The 15,376-nt window shown below is 67.0% G+C and carries 12 protein-coding genes and 1 pseudogene; 10 read left to right on the top strand and 3 right to left on the bottom strand.

Features of this window, described 5'->3' with window-relative positions:
- Positions 1-159: 159 nt before the first annotated feature.
- The 9 genes and pseudogenes from ACFW3F_RS10925 to ACFW3F_RS10885 form a co-directional block, all read left to right on the top strand.
- Positions 160-846 carry a response regulator transcription factor gene (locus ACFW3F_RS10925; RefSeq protein WP_086535222.1) on the top strand — a complete coding sequence of 229 codons (687 nt, stop codon included), beginning with the start codon at positions 160-162 and terminating at the stop codon, positions 844-846.
- Positions 846-2,381: an ATP-binding protein gene (locus tag ACFW3F_RS10920; protein WP_388057124.1), complete on the top strand. Its 1,536-nt coding sequence runs from the start codon at positions 846-848 to the stop codon at positions 2,379-2,381. The genes ACFW3F_RS10925 and ACFW3F_RS10920 overlap by 1 nt, the downstream gene beginning before the upstream one ends.
- Before the next feature lie 224 nt (positions 2,382-2,605).
- Positions 2,606-4,150, top strand: a complete 1,545-nt coding sequence (locus ACFW3F_RS10915; protein ID WP_388057122.1) for a S1C family serine protease — start codon at positions 2,606-2,608, stop codon at positions 4,148-4,150.
- 107 nt (positions 4,151-4,257) lie between these two features.
- Positions 4,258-4,926, top strand: coding sequence for a molybdenum cofactor biosynthesis protein B (locus ACFW3F_RS10910; RefSeq protein ID WP_388057120.1), 669 nt, complete (start codon positions 4,258-4,260; stop codon positions 4,924-4,926).
- Positions 4,927-5,630: 704 nt separating this feature from the next.
- A complete protein-coding gene (locus tag ACFW3F_RS10905) occupies positions 5,631-6,272 on the top strand; it encodes an MspA family porin (protein ID WP_388057118.1) in 642 nt (213 codons plus the stop codon).
- 71 nt (positions 6,273-6,343) lie between these two features.
- Entirely contained in the window at positions 6,344-7,045 is a 702-nt protein-coding gene (locus ACFW3F_RS10900; RefSeq protein ID WP_388057116.1) for an MspA family porin, read from the top strand.
- 250 nt (positions 7,046-7,295) lie between these two features.
- Complete coding sequence (locus ACFW3F_RS10895; RefSeq protein WP_388057114.1) at positions 7,296-7,625, top strand: hypothetical protein; 330 nt, start codon at positions 7,296-7,298, stop codon at positions 7,623-7,625.
- Positions 7,598-7,891 carry an ABC transporter transmembrane domain-containing protein gene (locus ACFW3F_RS10890; RefSeq protein WP_388057112.1) on the top strand — a complete coding sequence of 98 codons (294 nt, stop codon included), beginning with the start codon at positions 7,598-7,600 and terminating at the stop codon, positions 7,889-7,891. Before ACFW3F_RS10895 ends, ACFW3F_RS10890 begins: the two co-directional genes overlap by 28 nt.
- Positions 7,806-8,315, top strand: a pseudogene (locus ACFW3F_RS10885) (ABC transporter ATP-binding protein); the annotation flags it as partial. The gene ACFW3F_RS10890 and the pseudogene ACFW3F_RS10885, both read left to right, overlap by 86 nt.
- Positions 8,316-8,595: 280 nt before the next feature.
- Here ACFW3F_RS10885 and ACFW3F_RS10880 read toward each other — a convergent pair.
- The 3 genes from ACFW3F_RS10880 to ACFW3F_RS10870 form a co-directional block, all read right to left on the bottom strand.
- Positions 8,596-9,576, bottom strand: a complete 981-nt coding sequence (locus ACFW3F_RS10880) for an alpha/beta hydrolase (protein ID WP_388057110.1) — start codon at positions 9,574-9,576, stop codon at positions 8,596-8,598.
- A 61-nt stretch (positions 9,577-9,637) separates the two neighbouring features.
- The gene (locus ACFW3F_RS10875) at positions 9,638-11,548 is read right to left on the bottom strand and encodes an ABC transporter ATP-binding protein (RefSeq protein WP_388057108.1); all 1,911 of its coding nucleotides are present in this window, start codon (positions 11,546-11,548) and stop codon (positions 9,638-9,640) included.
- On the bottom strand, positions 11,541-13,304 hold the full coding sequence (locus tag ACFW3F_RS10870) for an ABC transporter ATP-binding protein (protein ID WP_388057106.1): 1,764 nt from the start codon (positions 13,302-13,304) through the stop codon (positions 11,541-11,543). The genes ACFW3F_RS10875 and ACFW3F_RS10870 overlap by 8 nt, the downstream gene beginning before the upstream one ends.
- Before the next feature lie 1,268 nt (positions 13,305-14,572).
- Between ACFW3F_RS10870 and ACFW3F_RS10865 the strand changes: the two genes are divergently transcribed.
- Complete coding sequence (locus tag ACFW3F_RS10865; RefSeq protein ID WP_388057104.1) at positions 14,573-15,214, top strand: hypothetical protein; 642 nt, start codon at positions 14,573-14,575, stop codon at positions 15,212-15,214.
- Positions 15,215-15,376 lie beyond the last annotated feature (162 nt).

The raw sequence follows: 15,376 nt of genomic DNA, 5'->3' as shown, positions 1-15,376 counted from the left end.
GAAGCCCGGCGTTACGCATCCGTCAACTTGACCTCACAGGACTCGGTCCCGGATGTGAAAGCCGCGAGAACCGCAGGTGAGCGCCGACACTGTCACTTGAACGAGTGCGTTTCGGCGTTGCTCAGCCGGATCTCAGCCGGGGTGGATAAGACTGTATCCATGCGCATCCTCGTGGTCGATGACGATCGGGCCGTCCGGGAGTCGTTGCGACGGTCGCTCACCTTCAACGGCTACAGCGTCGAGACCGCGGGCGACGGTATCGAGGCACTCGAGAAGATCCTGGCCGACCGGCCCGATGTGGTGATCCTCGACGTCATGATGCCCCGGCTCGACGGGCTCGAGGTGTGCCGCCGACTCCGCTCCGCCGGTGACGACCTCCCCATCCTGGTGCTGACCGCCCGCGACTCGGTCTCCGAGCGCGTCTCGGGTCTCGACGCCGGAGCCGACGACTACCTGCCCAAGCCGTTCGCACTCGAAGAGCTCCTGGCCCGGCTGCGGGCCCTGCTGCGTCGCGCGTCCCCCGACGACGACGCGGATTCGGAGACGCTCACCTTCGCCGATCTCTCGCTCGATCCCGTGACCCGAGATGTCACACGGGGGGAGCGGTCGATCAGCCTGACCCGCACCGAGTTCGCGCTGCTCGAGATGCTGATGGCCAACCCGCGCCGGGTCCTGTCGCGCAGCCGCATCCTCGAAGAGGTCTGGGGATACGACTTCCCGACGTCGGGTAACGCCCTCGAGGTCTACGTCGGCTATCTCCGGCGCAAGACCGAGGCCGACGGTGAGCCGCGACTGATCCACACCGTGCGCGGCGTCGGATATGTCCTGCGGGAGACGCCGCCCTAGTGATCGGGAAGTCGTCGAACTCCACGTCGCATCCGAAGACGCGGGATCTCCTCCGCGACCGGCTGACCCGGGCGATCACGGGGCACACCGCCGGGGACGGCTCCGACGAGAAGGAGATGCGGGCGCCGATGCCGCTGATGCGCGCGGTGTCGTTGCGTACCCGTGTGACGATCCTGTCGGCGACCGTCGTACTGGTCTCGGTGAGCCTGATGGCGGCCGCTGCGTACTTCGTCGTCTACCGCGCGATGTACAACGACGTCGACCAACAGCTGGAGAGCCGCGCCGACGGTATGGCGGCGCTCGCGCGCGCGGGCGTACTGCGCTCACAACCCGAACAGCTCGTGGCCGGCACGGTGTTCTCCACGAACATCTCCATCGCGCTGGTGACCCCGGGCGGCGAGACGTACCTCATCGGTCAGGTTCCGTTCGATGACGTGGAACGCGGCATCGTCCGATCGCCGTCGGTACCCGGCTCCACTCAGCAGAGCCTGCGCACCACGCGCAATCAGCGTGTCCTGACACGCAAACTCGACGACGGCAACACCCTGGTGCTCGCGCAGAGTCTCATCCAGACCGACCGGGTGCTCAAACGTCTGGCCTGGGTGCTCTTCGTGGTCGGTTGCGGTGGGGTCGCGCTCGCCGCACTGGCCGGGACGACGGTGGCTCGCGCCGGGTTGCGCCCGGTCGCACGGCTCAACCGTGCCGTGGAGCGCGTCGCCAGGACCAACGATCTGACGCCCATCCCGGTGACCGGCAACGACGAGCTCGCCAAGCTCACCGTCAGTTTCAACGCGATGCTGCGTGCCCTCGACGAATCACGGGACCGTCAGGCGCGTCTCGTCGCCGACGCGGGACACGAACTGCGAACACCGTTGACGTCGTTGCGGACCAATCTCGAACTGCTGATCGCCGCCAGCCGCCCCGGGGCGCGGACCGTGCCCGAGGACGACATGGTCGAGTTGCGGGCCGACGTCGTGGCGCAGATCGAGGAATTGTCCACGCTGGTGGGCGATCTCGTCGACCTCGCGCGCGAGGACGCACCCGAGGTGGTCTACGAGGAGGTCGATCTCGCCGAGATCGTCGAACAGGCCCTCGAGCGAGTTCGGCGGCGCCGCAACGATGTCGACTTCGAGGTGGACCTCTCGCCGTGGTTCGTGTTCGGCGAAGCTCACGGCCTGTCGCGCGCGGTGCTGAACGTCCTCGACAACGCGGCCAAGTGGAGTCCGCCGGGCCGTACGGTCGGCGTCGGTCTCACCCAGGTCGGGATGTCGAGCGCGCAGCTCACCGTGGCCGACGCCGGTCCCGGAATCCCCGAGGAGGACCGCGGTCTCGTGTTCGAGCGGTTCTACCGCTCGACCCAGTCGAGGTCGATGCCGGGATCGGGCCTGGGACTGGCGATCGTGCGTCAGGTGGTCGAACGACACGGCGGCACCGTCGTGGCCGACACGTCGCCGCTCGGGGGAGCGCTGATCCGGATGACACTGCCGGGCCGGGCAACTGCGGCGGAACCATCCCCGCAGGTGATTCGTCAGTAGAGGAGAAGCAGGTGACATCGGAGCCGACGACTCAGCTGTCCCGACTCGAAGCGCTACGTGCTCATCCGGTGTGACCTGGTCATCGATCACCTAGGGTTGACCGAAGGCGCAGTTCGGGTGGGACGGCCGAGGTGTTTCGGTCCCGGCCCGGCCATCTGAACAGATCAGCACCGGCCCCGAGACGAGCATGAGCGCGGGGCCGGACCGACGAGGAAGAGACGAAGATGACGACTGGCGGATCGCAGGGTGACGGCTCGTACGGGGGCGGTCAGCACGGCGGTGGTCAACCCGGTGGGGGTCAATACGGTGGGGGTCAGCCGGGTGGGGGCCACCATGCGGCGTCCGGGAGCGAGCCGTCGGCACCGTCCCACGGCGCATCGGGCCAGTCCGACCGCGCGGGCGGCCCGGGTTCGTCGGGGTCCGGCGGCTCCTTCGGACCGCCGTCCGGCTCCTTCCCCGCACCGGGCGGTCAGCGGGGCTACCCGGGTGCCAACGCACCGACGTCGTCGTACGGCAGGCCCGGCACGAGTCCGTTCCCGCCGCAGGGTCAGTACGGCCCCGGCCCCTCATACGGACAGTCGGCAGCGGCCCCGTTCGGTTCGCAGCCCGGTTTCGGCGGCCAGGGCCCGGACGGGGCGCCCGCCGCGCCGGCCAAGAAGAAGGGGGGCGGACGCCTCGTCGCCCTGGGAGTGGCCGGGCTGGTCCTGGCGTTGGTCGCGGGCGGCGCGGGCGGCGTCGCGGGATACAACCTGGCGGACTCCGACGGCGGTACCAGCACCAGCAGCGGTCCGCTCGGGGGAGATCCCGGCAACAACAACACGACGCCGGTTGCCGCGCCGGCCGGTTCCGTGCAGGAGGTCGCGGCCCGGGTGACGCCGTCGGTGGTCTCCATCGAGGTCGCGTCCGGGGGCGCGATGGGTTCCGGTTCGGGCGTGGTCCTCAGCGACGACGGCGTCATCATGACGAACAACCACGTCGTCAGCGCCGGTGGCAACGGCCCGGCGTCGAGGGTCGCGGTCAACTTCGCCGACGGCTCGCGAGCGCAGGCCCGGGTCCTGGGCGCCGATCCCATCTCCGACATCGCGGTCATCAAGGTCGACCGCGACGACGTCACCCCGATCACGGTCGGGAACTCGAACAACCTCGCCGTCGGGCAGGACGTGATCGCGATCGGTTCGCCGCTCGGACTCGCGGGCACCGTCACGACCGGCATCATCAGTGCGCTCAACCGTCCCGTGCTGACCTCGCGCGACCCCGGAACCAACACCACTTCGGTGATCGACGCCATCCAGACCGACGCCGCGATCAACCCGGGCAACTCCGGCGGTGCGCTCGTGAACGCACGCGGCGCACTGATCGGGATCAACACCGCGATCGCCACCCTCGGTGGGGGCGAGCAGCAGGCCGGTGGCAGCATCGGACTCGGGTTCGCGATCCCGATCGACCAGGCCATCCGGGTGGCCAGGGAACTCGAGACGACCGGCAAGGCCAGCCACGCCAACATCGGTGTCTCGGTGCGGCCGAGTGGTGCGTCCGACGCACCCGGGGCCGTCGTCACCGCGGTGACGCCCGGAGGCCCGGCCGCGGCCGCGGGCATCCCCGACGACGCGATCATCACCAAGGTCGACGACCGCGTCATCTCCTCCGGGGACGCCCTCGTGGCCGCGGTCCGATCGCACGCCCCGGGCGACACGGTCACCGTGACCTACGTGGACAACGGTGCGACCAAGACCGCACAGGTCAAGCTCGGGACGCTGGCGGTCGGCTGACCGGCGAAACAACTGCATCGAGAGGCTGCACCGGCTCCCGTCACGAGAGTCGGCGCAGCGCAGCACGAACGACCGTACCGACGGTCACACCCAGAGAAAGGCCTGTCATGTCCGACGCCGCTTCGCGTAAGCCCGGTACCACCACTGTCGCCGCCGAATCCGACCGCGACGAGACGGCGCTGAACGTGCGTCTCGCCGGCGGCCCCGGGCCGGTCGACCCCGCCGACGTGGTCGCAGCGGATGCCGCGGCCCGGGAGTTCGTCGCCCGTCACGAACAGGCCACGCACCGTCCGCAGGGTGAGGAGATCGGACGTGCCCTCGTCGTCGTGGTCGACGACGAGGCGGCTCACGGTGAGGATCAGCGTCTGCTCGGACCTCTCGTGAGCGAGTTGCTGGCGGAAGCCGGGTTCCACGTGGACGCGGCCGTCGTCGTCTCCGGTGACGAGGTGGAGATCCGCAACGCACTCAACACGGCCGTGATCGGTGGCGTGGATCTCGTGGTGTCGGTGGGCGGGGTGGGCGTCGGTGCTCGCGATGTGACGCCCGAGGCCACCGAACCCCTTCTGGATCGACGTCTGCGCGGTATCGAAGAGGCCGTGCGGAGCTCCGGTCTGGCCGCGGGAGCCACTGACGGCGGACTTTCGCGCGGGCTGGCTGGAATTTCCGGACAGACACTCGTGGTGAACCTGGCCAACTCACGCGCGGCCGTGCGCGACGGTATGGCGACCGCCGCGCCCCTCGCGAAATACGTCATCGAATCGATCAGTGAGTTCTGAGCCGGGGCGCCGCGACACAGTTTCTCAGCGACGAAATCTGTTCAGCAATGCGAAGAAAACACCTGGTTAACAGGGCTGCGGCCCCTCTCGATTGGACATCTGACCCGGTGGCAACCGAGCCTCCAGACCCGGAAAAATTGCGCATGAGCAGCGATGATGACGCCGCGCAGCACCGAGCTGCGCGGCGTCGTCGACTCGATGCGGTGTTCGGCGACGACCTTCCTGAACTGACTTCAGACGATAGTGACGAACATCACACAGGGCACTCTAAGGATTGGTTCGAGGCGCAGCGACCGCCTCATCACGAGTGAAAACAGGCCTGCCATACGTGTGCAGATCAGCGTGTTTTCCTGTCGTTAACTTTCGTCGTTGCATAGCTGGCGTATTCGACATTCACAATGGTGCGGGGCCCCTTCGTGACACGCTCGAGTCCTCCTGTTGCCCGACTTGAGACCCCTCCGATAACGTTCGGCACGACGACACACCAGTCCCCAGAGTGGGGGACTGGGGGTAGTCCTGCGATCTGTCGCGAGTGACAACGCAGCAGTGACCAGGAATTCGATGGATTCTTAACGGCAGCTAAGACATGCGTAAGAGCGTGCTTGGTGGTAACTGTGAGGAAGCCCAACGAACGTCGTGGGTCATGACTTGCGGATGTGAGTGCATTCCGCGGGGTAACAGCCGAATCCTGTGAGAGGGAACGAATGAGCAAGTTCAGCAAGCTTGGGCTGCGCCGCGCCGCGGGCGCGGTCGCGATTGCCTCGGCCGCGGTCGTGGGCCTGGCCGGCATGGGAGCCGGCGAGGCGTCCGCAATCAAGCTGTCGAATGGTTACAAGAACGCGACCGGCATCGACGGTGAGTCCATCCAGACGTGGCGTACCGCCGAGAGTGCCTACCCGATCCCCACCGTCGCTAACAACCCCGCGTCGCGCGGCTTCGTGATCTCGGGTACCTACTCCGGCAAGGCCTCGGCCGGTGTCGGCGGCAGCCTCGCCGTGAAGTACATCGTCGGTTGCCAGGTCGACGTCAGTGGGATCACGCTTGATCTTGCTGGTGCGATCAGCCTGACCGCGACCACTTTGTCCGGCTCGCTCAGTCTCCCGTTGAAGCCCGGTCAGGTCGCGGTCGTCGACATCACCGACAAGGATTACTCCGACTCGGGTGTCGCCGCGATCCAGCTGTCGCAGCTCTCGTTCAACCTCAATCAGTGCGGCGGCTACGCGTCGGCCCGCTCAGCGGTGAAGACCATCGGTGCCAAGGGTTACAGCACCGACGACGGCAAGGTCAGCGGCGAGGGCACCCTCATCCAGTCCACCCTGTACGGCCAGCCCTTCACCATCGGCTGATCAGGCGCAGATAAACCAGCTTTACCTGACTTCTCTGCCCTGAGCAGATCGATATTCCACGAAGGGGAATCATGAAGAAGAACATCACGCGTCGCGTGGTTGCGGCGGCCGGTATCACCGGTGCCGTCGCGATGGGCCTCACCAGCCTCGGCGCCGGCGGCGCCACAGCCGGCCCGCTGCCTGGTGGCACCATCACCAAGACCCTGGTCGACGGCACCCCCGTCACCGTCCAGCTGTTCGACGAGTACGTGAACGTCCAGCGCCCGATCAGCAACGTGCCCACCACCCGTGAGGTGTGGCTGTCGGGCAAGGTTCGCGTGACCGTCGGCGGCAAGGCAGAGGGCGGCTCGATCAAGGTCGGTTACGACGTCGGTTGCCAGGTCAACTTCGGCGGCGGCGAGGTTGGCGTTCCGGGTGTTTCGGGCGGCGTGGACTACACGAATCCGGGTAACGTAACTGCGGGTGGAGGACTGACGCCGGCCGATAGCGACGGAAATTACGGCACCGGCGGCTTCTCGCTCGGCCCGGGCGAGGTCAAGCGTCAGTGGCTCGTCAACGAGACCTCGGGTGACAACACCGCGTACAAGAACTACGAGGTGAACGCTTACACCTTCGCCGGTCAGCGCGGCGGTGTCGCTTTCAGCCAGGAGCAGTTCAAGGTCGAGAGCTGCGCCGGTTACGCCGCGGCTCGCGCCTTCGTCCAGGTGACGGTCAGCACCGACGCCGTGAAGGGTGTCGTTGTCCTCAACGGCAAGCACTTCAGCCTCGGCTGATCGACTCTCTTCCACACCGCGGGGGGGGACTACCAGAGGATTACCGCCCCCCGGTGTTGCGGGTGGGGGGGCAGCGAAGTAACACTGAGTAACGAGTAAACGGCCGTGTTGCGAGGGCTTTTCTACTTCAACGGCCGTAGTGTCGATCGCGGCGGTGCCATCCCGCCGGCGAGGAGCGAGGAGAGAAGTGTGCACAGCGACCGAGTCGAGAGCGGCTGACGATCCAGGTGCAGGCGAGTCGGTGACACGCGTGCCGAAGTCGCATGCACGTCCCGCCACGCTGTCCGTCCCGCAGACGATACGTCGGTTCGTACCCTTGCTCTCCGGCCTGCGATGGCGCCTCGTCGTCGCGATCACCTTCTATCTCGTCCAGGTCAACGCCACGGTCGTCACCGGAGGCGTGACCGAGTCGGTCCTGCTGCGCCTTCGGGATCAGCTGTACGCGCACACCCAGCGGCTCGCGCCGCATGCGCGGAATCGGTTCGGAGACGGAGATCTGTTGTCGCGCAACACCGCGACGTCGAGGCCGTCGACAGCCTGTTGTCGTCGGGAGTGGTTTCCGGGGCCGTCGCCCTGGTGAGTCTGCTCGTCTATGGTCTGGCCGCGTTCGTGACGAACTGGCAGCTCGCCTTGATCTCAGCGGTTCTCGCGCCACTGCTCTGGGTGATCGCACGTCGATTCGGCGCCGCGGTGAAACGTGCGTCGCGCCGTGAGCGGGAGGCCGCCGGACAGATCAGTTCTCTCATCGCCGAGGGGATACATGGTGGCGTTGCAGGCCGACAATCAGACCACGCGCCATCGGCGCCTGGTGGCCGATCAGAGCCGCCGGTGGCGGGATGCCCGTAAGTCGGAGCTACGGGCCGGCGCAACCTTCGCGGAAGCGGTCACGATCGTCGAGGTGCTGTGCATGATCGCCGTCATCGCCTTCGGGGCGTGGCAGATCTCCAGCGGCGAAGCGCAATTGGGAACACTCATCGCCCTGACCGGCTATCTCGGCTACCTCTACCCACAGATCCAGACGCTCGGCGGCCTGCTCGTCGAGGTCACGACCGCCACCGCGAGCGCCGAACGGGTGGCTCAGATCCTCGACGCACCGATGGGGGCGGCCGAACCGGGCTCTGCCGACACGATCTCCGCCGGGGCCGTGATCACGGTGCCCGCCGCGGCGAGTCTGGCGCTGACGGGAGTGTCGTTCACCTATCCGGAGAACGGGTCCCGAGTCTTCGACGGCGCCGACCTGGAGATCCGCGCGGGCGAGACCGTGGCGATCACCGGTGCCAGCGGTGCCGGCAAGAGCACCCTGATCCGCTGGCGCGGACGGTCCTTCGCAACCGGCCGGTGCTCGTTCTCGACGAACCGACCACGGGCCTCGACGACGAGACCGTCGGCGAGATCCTCGCATCACTCGCAAGGGTGGCAACCGGCCGGACCACTCTTGTCATCTCCCACGACCCTCGCGTGCTCGAACTCGCCGACCGGCGAGTCGAGCTACGCGACGGACGTTTCACCAGTGCCGGCCCGCCGATGCCGGCGCGGTGCGGTGGGGTTGTCTATCCGAGGGCGCGTTCGTAGAACGACCACGAACGATGCAGCTGGTCCTGCCAGTACATCCATGAGTGGGTGCCGGTCGGCGGGAGATCCACGGTCGCAGGGATGTTCAGCTGACCGAGACGGTTGAGGAGCTGGACGGTGCATCCCAGGGTGGCGCCCTCGATCACACCGCCGACCACGATCTGGTCGGCCAGGGTGTCCAGGTCCTCCACATAGCGGGGATTGTCGTACTGCCCGGGCAGACCGCCGGCATTGGAGATGTAGAGCTTCTGGCCGCGCAGTTTGGCGGCATTGACCACGGGATCGTGTGCGCGCCAGCCGGACCCGCCGTAGGGGCCCCACATGTTCGTGGCGTCGCCGTCCCCACGGACTTCCACGACGAGCCGGATGTACTCCTGCCCGAACGGATCGGACGTCGTCGGGCAGCCGCTGTAGGAGCCGACGGCGTCGTAGAGGTCGGGGTGCTCGATGGCGAGGTTCAGCACCGACGTCGCCGACGACGAGATCCCGCCGATGGCGTTGCGACCGGAGGTGTTGTAGGTGGCATCGACGACCGCGGGCAGTTCCTTGCCCAGGAAGGTCGACCACTTGTGGACGCCGAGTACCGGATCGGGCTTCTGCCAATCGGTGTAGTAGCTGTACTGGCCGGCATTCGGGATCACCACGTACAGGTTCTTGTTACGCGTGAACTCGACGATGTCGGTCTTCTCGAGCCAGTTGGCGCGGTCCTCGCCGCCGCCTGCACCGTTGAGGAGGTAGAGCACCCCGCGGGGCTTCGACTCGTCGGCCGGTTTGATCACCGTGAGCGGGACGTCGCGGTTCATCGCGTCGGAGTGCACCACGATGTCGGTCACGCGCCCGGGCGAACCGGCGTCGATCAGTCGTGGTGCCGCGCTCGCCCCGCCGGTCAGCGGAGCGACGAGCGAGACGCTGAGGGCGATCACGGCCGCCATCCCGAGCCTGCGCAGACTGCTGTTCACGTTTCCTCCTGATCGGGAGACGACGGGCCGGTGATCCGACCCGCGCGGCTCCTGCCTTCTGTCACGGGTTCGACCCCGTGTCCGGACCGTTCGGTCTGCTGCCGCTCATACTCTCGTCGGACCGAGTCGCATCACTCGAACCGTCGCCCGGCGCGACTCCGCACCGGCGGGCGTAGATCCCTCCTGCGGCGATCAGCTCCTGGTGGGTCCCGGCCTCGGCAATCACCCTATCGTCGAGCACGACGATCATGTCGGCCAGCGCTGCGGTTGCCATCCGGTGGGTGATCAGCAGGGTGGTGGTCCCGGCGCGCAGGCGGTGCAGGGCGCGCTGGACGAGCAGTTCGGTGCGCGGGTCGGCGGCACTCGTGGCCTCGTCGAGGATGAGGATCTCCGGCGACGCCGCGATCGCGCGCGCGACGGTCACCAGCTGTTTCTCGCCGGCGCTGAGGTTCTCGGACTCCTGGCCGATGACGGTGTCGATACCGTTCGGCAGCGCTGCGACGATCTGCGCGACGTGGCTGTCGTCGAGAGCGGTGTCGACTGCCTGGCCGTCGTCGACGCCGAAAGCGATGTTCTCGCGGACGGTTCCGGTGAACAGCCACGGCTCCTGGGTGACCACGGCCATGTTGCCTCGAACCTGTTGCGGTCCGAGTTCGGTCAGGTCGACCCCGTCGATGGTGATCGAGCCACGGCTGGGTGTGTAGAACGCCTGCAGGAGGTTGGTGAGCGTGGTCTTGCCCGACCCGGTGGTCCCGACGACCGCGGTCGTCGTACCGGGTGCCATCCGGAAGCTGACCGAATCGAGGACGGGGTTGTCCTCCTCGTACGCGAAACCGACATCGTCGAAGACGATCTCGGGTGGGAGCTGGTGGCGGCCGGAGGACGCCGGCACCGGTACGCCGGTGTCGACGCCGGCGTCCTCGGGTGCTTCGAGCACCTCGCGGACCTTGCTCGCCGACACCGTTCCGGACTGGACCTTGGTGATGAAGCCGGCGAGTTCGCGGACCGCGCTCGTCAACTGCTGCGCGAACACCACCACGACCTGGGCCGCGCCGAGACTCAGGTGGCCGTCGACCACCATGATTCCGCCGAGGACCGCCAGGACCAGGAACACCAGGGCGTTGACCGCGGTCAGTACCGAGGGCAACGAACCGCCGATCCACTGGGCGGAACGGACCGAAGAGAACAGGCTGCCGTTGAGGTCGTCGAAGCGACGCGCCGCCGTCGGCTCGGCGTTGTATGCCTGCAGCATCCGTCGGGCGCTGAGTTCCTCCTCGATGTGGCCCGTCAGCGCGGCCGTGGTCGTCCACCGGGACTCGAGGTGCGGTCGTGCCCGGCGGGCGAGCAGCACCGCGGCCAGCGCCGACACCGGTGCCGCGACAAGGGCGACGCATGCCAGCAGCGGGGAGATGACGAACAGGACGGCGGTGACCACGATGAGCGTCAGCGCATTCGTCGGGACGGTCACCAGCACCGGTGCGATCACCGTCGCGGCGTTGTCGGTGTGGGCCGTCAGCTTGCTCACCAGCGCGCCGCGTCTGGTGTTCTCGAAGTAGCGCAGCGGAAGTCGGTGGATCTTGTCCTCGATGCGGGCACGGAGTCCGGCCACCGACCGCTGCACGGCGACGGTGAGCAGCTGGCCCTGGGCGAGGCTGCAGGCCGCCGCGGCCACGAACACCCCGACCTGGACGCCGAGCAGGGTCCAGAGCAGTCGCCAGTCCATCGTCGCGTCGCCCACCGTGCCGTCCACGATGACGTTGGTGATCGCCCCGAACAGGATCGGCGCGACGACGCCGCCGACGGCGGCCAGGATCGCGAAGAGGGTGATGGCCGCACCGCGACCCCGGCTCAGTTCGAGTTGCCTGATGATCCAGCGCAGCGATCCGTCCTGCCCGGTGGCCTTCTGCGGACCCTTCGGTCCCTGCCCCTTGGCGGCTGCGACCGACGGCGCCTGCGACCTCTGGTCAAGCATTGGTCACCGCCTGCGCGTAGGCGATCTCCCGGTAGATGTCGCTGGTGACGCGCAAGGCCGCGTCGGTGCCCACGTCGACGATCCGTCCGGCGTCGAGCACGGCGATGACGTCCGCGTGCTGCACCGACGACACACGCTGCGCGGCGATCAGGACCGTCGCGTCCGGATCCGTCTGGCGTAGTCGGTCGATGACCTGCGCCTCGGTGTCGACGTCGAGGGCGCTGAAGGGGTCGTCGAGCACGTACAGCGACGGCCGACGGAGCACTGCGCGGGCCAGTGCGAGTCGCTGACGCTGACCACCGGAGAAGTTGCGTCCGTCCTGCGCCACCGAAGCCTCGAGGCTGCCGGGGCGCGTCGAGACGAAGTCCGCGGCCGCAGCGACCTCGAGGGCCGACCACAGTTCCTCGTCGGAGGCGTCCGGGCGGGCGATCCGCAGGTTCTCGGCGATCGTCCCGGTGATGAGTTCAGCGCCCTGACCCACGAAGGCGCTGCGTGCCCGAAGCCAGGCCGGCGCCAGGCCGGTGACGTCGTCGGCATCCCACCGGAGCAGTCCCGAGGTCGGGTCGGCGAACCGCAGCGGGAGGGACAGCAGCGTCGACTTCCCGCTTCCGGTTCCGCCGAGGATCCCGGTGACCGTGCCCGGTGCGCAGAACAGGGAGACCTGGTCGACGGTGGGGGCCTCGGCGCCCGGATAGGAGACGGACACCGCGTCGAAGACGAGCGCGGGCGGCTTGGTCTCGGCACCGGTTTCGGGGTCCCCGGGGTCGAGGGGCTCGGTGTCGAGCACCTCGGTGATGCGCCCGGCGCTGGTGACCGCGCGCGGGATGATGCCGGCGATCATGGTCAGCAACGACACGGCCAGCAGGATCTGCGCGAGGTAGCCGACCGTGGCGGTGATCTGCCCGATCTGCATCTGTCCGCGGTCGACGAAGACGGCGCCCAATGCAGTCACCGCGACCACCGCGAGGTTGGAGACGATGGTGACCAGCGGCAGCATCAGGACCTGCAGTCGACCCAGGCGCAGGGCCACGTGGGTGAGTTCGTCGTTCTCCACCGCGAATCGGGCTCGCTCGCGGTCCTCGCGACGGAAGGTCCGGATGATCGCGATTCCGCGCAGCTGCTCGCGCAGGACTCTGTTCACGACGTCGAGGCGGCGCTGCATCTGGGCGGCCCAGGGCACCAGGCGTCGCACGAGGACGGCGACCAGGATCACCAGTACCGTGCCGGCGACGACGAGAACCGGCGCCATCCGCCACCCCTGCGACAGCGACAACACCAAGGCGCCGAACAGCATCAGCGGTGCGGTCACGACAACGGTGAGACTGATGAAGACAAAACCCTGGATCTGGCCGACATCGCCGGTGGAGCGGGTCAGCAGGCTCGACAGGCCGAGGGAATGCACCTGCGGATCGCTGAACGCGCTGATGCGGCTGTGCAGGCGGACGCGGAGGTCGCGAGCCGCGGTCGCCGAGATATGGGAGGCGAGAAACGTGGCGCCGATCGAGACCACCAGGTTGACGACGGCCACCACGACCATGAGCACACCGACCCGCTTGATGGTCGCCACGTCACCGCGCAGGATTCCGTCGTCGATGATCGCCGCGTTGAGGGCGGGCTGGGCGAGTGTGGTGAACACCGACGCGAGCTGGAAGACGAGGAAGCCGGCGCATGCCCACCGAGTCGTCCGGAGCGCGTCCAGCAGGAGCGCCAGCAACGCGCGTACCTCATCCTTGCTCAGCGAGCGGGTGACGGGCATCAGGTGAGGCTACTCCGGGTCGTGGTGACGCTGGCGAGTCGCGCGGGGGGAGTTATCGTTCCCGATATCGGGCTTCGGGGGTTACGGCTGCGGCCGTGAAGTGTTCCGAAGTCTACATGCGACGGTTTCGCACCGGGCCCGGCCGGATATCTTGGGGAGGATCACCTTCGAGATATCGCCAAGGGTTGATGAAGAATACTTCGACCAACGGTATTCCCGGTGCAGTCGGATCGGAACAAAACCGCCCCGGACCGAAGTCCGGGGCGGCTCGTCTGAGATCAGAGCTCTACACGGGAGCTTCTTCTGAACCCGATTCGATCGAACCCGTGACCAGTTCGACGATTGCGTCGGTGATTGCGCCCTGAATGATGTCAGCCATGTGATCTCCTTCGTCGATGGTGAACTGCCGAACGTGGGCGTCGAACGCAGGCGAACGACGATCACGACGCAGACAATACGATATTCGACAATGCGGCGGTCAACAGTCCGTGGACTCACGATGAACACAAAATGGAGAATCCGTGGATCGTGTTGGTTGCATGACGTGTCACAAGGCGATACAAAGGGCGGCCCCCGCGATAGGTCGCGGGAGCCGCCCCTGTTGGCTTGCGACTGTCAGGACGCGGTCGGGGCCGTGTCCTCTTCCAGCGAGCCGCTGAAGACGTCCTTGAACAGTTCGTTGAGGTTGATCTCGATCCCGGTTGCCATCTGGGTTCTCCCTTGAAATGTGCTGGTGTGGAAGTGGTTGACGAAAGGTGACTGGTCAGTCGATCTCGACAGGGTCGCCGTAGTTGTCGTCGGAGCCGCTGAACAGCGCCGCGATGGCATCTTGAATGCTGCCGCCGTAAATCTCGCCCATGATGTCTCCTAGGTGTTGATCGGTGTCCGAAAACTATTGTCCGGAGGAAAGTCCGCGCTCGTCACGCTCGAAAGCGATAGATGGCGGTGAGAATCGCTGTGTGCGTCTTATTCCGCAGCGTACGAGCCATAGCCGTCGTCGCCGTCGGAATCGGTGACGATTTCCTCGAGGTACAGGCGAATCCACGAAATGCTGATCGCGTCGGACATGCGAATCTCCTAATGGGTGTCGACGATCTCATTGTCTAGCACGGTCGTTCCGTCGCGAGACGGCAACGCAGGTGACGATACCGGACAATTCCCGGGCTGTCCTGACCAGAGTCGGTTGAATTCTGGGTGAACTCATTCCGTTCGCATGTCCCGGGCCCGGCTCGCGAAACGACACCGGTGGTTGGCCGTCGGCATCGGAAATGTGCTGGTATGAACTGGTGACGCAACGCGTGGAAGCTGTTGGAACGACCACTCGGCAGCTCGTCGAATCGGACCGGGAGGCAGCCCTCGATCTGCTCGAGAACGGCCTGCGTGAGGTACCGGTCTACCGGTGGCTCATCGGCGACGATGCCCCGCCGGACGCCTACCGCTGGTACGGGGAGATCCTTTTCATCGAGTACCTCCACGGGCTGCATGGGGTGTTCGACGAGGAGGGTGAACTGATCGCGCTGATCGCAGTGTCGGCAACCAACGACGAGGCCGGGCGGATCGACGACGATCTCAAGGAACGCACCAAGCGTCAAGTGAAGGCGATCAACGGCTTCATCCACCGCTTCACCGAGTTGCAGCGCAAGTCGGAGGAGACGCAGGTTGCCGAGAATCCGATCCGGGTGATCTTCGCGCTCGTCCATCCGGACCACCGCCGTGGCGGCACCCTGGCCGGACTCGTGGATCCGGTCATCGAGCGCGGACGGCGCGAGCGGGTGCCGGTCACCTGCAGCACGAGCGACGAACAACTCTCGGCGCTGTACGCCCGGCGGTGGAATGCGCTGGTACGCGCGGAGTTCGCACTGACCGACGGCCCGACCGTGTGGGTACAGCGCGTCGATCCACCTACGTGACGGCGCTTGTTCCCTGAGGTGCGAGCGAACGGGCCGCCCTTGTTCCCTGAGGTGCGAGCGAACGGGCCGCCCTTGTTCCCTGAGGTGCGAGCGAAGCGAGCCACGAAGGGCTCGTGACGTGTCTCACCAGGCCCTTCGAGGCTCGTCGCTTGCGCTCCTCGC

This window comes from Gordonia sp. NPDC058843 (assembly GCF_042743165.1).
GTDB lineage: Bacteria > Actinomycetota > Actinomycetes > Mycobacteriales > Mycobacteriaceae > Gordonia.
The sequence above is the reverse complement of the archived record's forward strand: the minus strand, read 5'-3'. Positions and strand labels throughout refer to the sequence as shown.

What these genes read in the sequence shown, in the direction of transcription:
- ACFW3F_RS10910 (WP_388057120.1), top strand. Translation starts at nt 4,258, where the DNA reads ATGTCCGACGCCGCTTCGCGTAAGCCCGGTACCACCACTGTCGCCGCC.
- ACFW3F_RS10875 (WP_388057108.1), bottom strand. Translation starts at nt 11,548, where the DNA reads ATGCTTGACCAGAGGTCGCAGGCGCCGTCGGTCGCAGCCGCCAAGGGG.
- ACFW3F_RS10925 (WP_086535222.1), top strand. Translation starts at nt 160, where the DNA reads ATGCGCATCCTCGTGGTCGATGACGATCGGGCCGTCCGGGAGTCGTTG.
- ACFW3F_RS10870 (WP_388057106.1), bottom strand. Translation starts at nt 13,304, where the DNA reads ATGCCCGTCACCCGCTCGCTGAGCAAGGATGAGGTACGCGCGTTGCTG.
- ACFW3F_RS10865 (WP_388057104.1), top strand. Translation starts at nt 14,573, where the DNA reads ATGTGCTGGTATGAACTGGTGACGCAACGCGTGGAAGCTGTTGGAACG.
- ACFW3F_RS10905 (WP_388057118.1), top strand. Translation starts at nt 5,631, where the DNA reads ATGAGCAAGTTCAGCAAGCTTGGGCTGCGCCGCGCCGCGGGCGCGGTC.
- ACFW3F_RS10915 (WP_388057122.1), top strand. Translation starts at nt 2,606, where the DNA reads ATGACGACTGGCGGATCGCAGGGTGACGGCTCGTACGGGGGCGGTCAG.
- ACFW3F_RS10900 (WP_388057116.1), top strand. Translation starts at nt 6,344, where the DNA reads ATGAAGAAGAACATCACGCGTCGCGTGGTTGCGGCGGCCGGTATCACC.